We start from the raw sequence: 2,355 nt of genomic DNA on the forward strand, positions 1-2,355 counted from the left end.
TACCGCATTCCACCAGAGACATTCACTCCCGATACACCAGCTTTTTGCAGTTTATGTTGGTAATTCACATCGGCATGAAGGGTAAACTTTTGTGAAAGTTGTGCATTCACGCCAAGCCCACCTTCAAGGGATGCTCCCATAGGATCAAGATGGAACGTATCACCAATCTGTACGGTGTTCTTGTCAGAAAAAGTTTTGATAATGTTTACTTTACCATAGAAAGAAACAGCACAATCGTTTTCAGCAGGAATCGTGGTTTGTGTTAAACGTCCACCAACACGCACTAACCATTGATGAGGGTTGCTCATGTTCACTTCAAAGTTATCAATATCTTTGAGGGTGCCAAGCATGAGATGTTGATAGATAAACTGTGCCTGTGGTTCGAAGACTAATCCTGGTGCACTAGTTACAAGTCTTTGTCCGATGGTAGCAGACGCACTGAGTGTATTTTTGTTACTCAATTCAGCAGTCTTTCCTATGAGAGCTGTTTTGATGTCTCCTTTGAACGTTCCATAGGAGAAGAGGGCATTTATGTAGATGCCATTGTCATGATTGAGGTTACCATAGGCAGCAAGTGACCATTTATCGAGTATTGATTTGTCAACACCTTCTATATCTTTTGGGGTAAAGGCTAGTTTTCCATATGTTCCTAAAAGACCAAAATTTGTGGTTATATTTTGATCTTCTAGCGTGGCTAATGTAACACCTGCTTGTAAGGCTGCGTAGTGGAGATCAGCCCCATAACCATATTGTAAGGGAGTACGGTGAGAGGAGAATGTCATCTTATTACCATAAGTGGATAAGAAGACTCTTCTGTTTGTATGATCTTTTGCTTCAAGTGCTGTTGTCCGCATATTGTTGATCAATGTATTTTGACTGTTCACATCAGCAAAGCCAGCGGAGAATAGAGCATTTGGCATAACCAAATAGCTTGCCACTTGTGGGACAAGGGCTGGAATTTTTCCTTCATCATCAAGGGTTGCTCTTTGTAGGCGGAAATCCCAGAAATCCTTCTTTTCTCTCAAGAGGCTTTGCGCGTTTGCTGCTTTGCCATGGCTGGATGTTACTCCATAGCCCTTGAGGACATATTTATAGGGCAATTTATTCATTGTGGTGTAGCCATTTGCCAGTTTGAAGGCATTTTCATCTGCTTTTCCAGAAACCTGAACAAGTGAAAGACCACGTTCATTTAAAGGAAGAGAATCTTCAACTTCTAACATCTCACTTTCAGCAAGATTTTTGACATGGATTGTTGTGGTGCCTGATACATTACCATGGACGAGAAGGTGGTCAGCTTTTTGTTGTTCTATTGCTAGACCATCACTCCATTCGATATTGAAATAAATATTTGCATGGCCCGTTGCATTATAAACGCTCGTTGTTGCAGGAGTTCTCTCTTCTTGTGATGCAGATTCTTCAGCTTGTGGATGTTTTCCTACATGCAAAGTTTGATACTGCCCCTCTACTAGCTTATGGGGTGCATTAAATACGATAGAGCTATTATTAAGGTTTAATACTGAAACGACAGATTGTGCTCGTTGTTTAATATCAAGGAGCGTATAATCAAATAAACTAAAACCATTTTTTATTTCGAATAGACTAATTTTTAGATGCCATTTGCTGTTATTGTTTAGGGTAAAAACCGTTGTATTTTGAGGAAGTGTTTTAGCTCTTCCCTCCACAATCGAATTATCAGCATCTAAAGTAAAAGTAGTAGGGTCAATTTCAGCGAAAGGTGAATCTTCATTTTTTAACAACATATCAGAACGAATTTCTGAGTTTTTAAGTTGCACCGCATTCGCAACAGCTTTTGAATAGGAAGGTCCAGAAATACCAACGCCTTCGTTCACAAGAAGCTTTGTGTTGATAAGAATGGCTCTGTTTATAACGTCTTCACCTTCTTTTATTGTAGACTTTAGAATATAACCAAAATTGATACCGTAGGCTTTGCTGTGGCCTATAACGTTTATAGTTGAATCTTCAACACGGATTGTGCCATTTGCAAGTGACAAACCACGCTCTTCTGCTTCCCCCACAATTCCTTTAGCATTAATTTGACCAGCTGATGCTGCGGAAAGCAAAGTAAAATTTGAGTGCACTATTGAGTTTGTAATGCCAATGTGACCTCTCTTAGCAACTACAGCATCATACTTACCACGAATAAAAACGTTATTAAGTTTTTTTTCTTCTCCATCATTCACTTGGACTGTAGAAATTTCAGAAAATTTTGTATTTGCATAAGTTGGAGTGAAATGAGAAAAAATGAAAGTTCCAGCAATTGTACATAACAAAAGATTTTTCTTATAAATAGATTTCTTACACATAGATATGCCTTTAGTATTGGTATGCCTTTGA

Annotated in this window: 1 protein-coding gene; it reads right to left on the minus strand. The window is 38.8% G+C overall.

Going from position 1 to position 2,355, the window contains the following annotated elements:
- Positions 1–2,324: autotransporter outer membrane beta-barrel domain-containing protein (locus tag PVV64_RS10245; RefSeq protein ID WP_273760882.1), on the minus strand; the 2,324-nt coding region annotated here is incomplete at its 3' end.
- Between the last annotated feature and the right edge of the window lie 31 nt (positions 2,325–2,355).

This window comes from Bartonella sp. ML70XJBT.G (genome assembly GCF_028618575.1).
Lineage (GTDB): Bacteria > Pseudomonadota > Alphaproteobacteria > Rhizobiales > Rhizobiaceae > Bartonella.